The organism is Petrotoga sp. DB-2, assembly GCF_054051725.1.
Genome location: NZ_JBSVZD010000072.1, coordinates 1 through 569, shown reverse-complemented (window position 1 = coordinate 569; position 569 = coordinate 1). Strand labels below are relative to the sequence as shown.

1 protein-coding gene is annotated in these 569 nt (G+C 40.4%); it reads right to left on the bottom strand.

The annotated features are described in order from the left end of the window. The coding region (locus tag ACW9JY_RS10475; RefSeq protein WP_457284327.1) for an ABC transporter permease at positions 1-569 on the bottom strand (569 nt) is incomplete at both ends.

Sequence of the window (569 nt, the reverse complement as noted above, 5' to 3'; positions counted from 1 at the left end):
AAGATCGATATTATTACAGGTGTTAGTATCCACCACCAGTATCCCAGTAGCATCGCTTGGTAGTTTACCGCCCAGTGGATCATCGTTCCTATCGTTGGTATTTCTGTGTTGGATAAACCCAATACCGATAACGTTACTTCCATCCCTACCGCCCATATCATGTTGTTTATTAACGTCGAGAATATTATCGGTATTATGAATGGAAAGTATTCTTTTATTACCAGGTTGAACGTTTTTGTCCCTGATAGTATCGATGTGTATGTGAATTCCCTTTCCCTTAGACTTAGTATTTGTGATCGTATTACCCGGGCATCCCACGCCCATCCAAATAGACTTAGTATGAGTCCTAATAGTACCATCGTTAAGTTTTCCCTTATTACCGATGCTATCAGTATCAGAATCGGTAAGAGCGGCATTACTACAAAACTGTCGTTTATCGACATCAGTACTTTGTCGGTTTTTCCACCTTTGTACCCCGATACTAATCCCATTATTATCGCTATCACCCTCGATATTCCTGAGGCTATTAACGCTATCGTTAGTGAGTTCCTTATCGCAAATGTAGATTG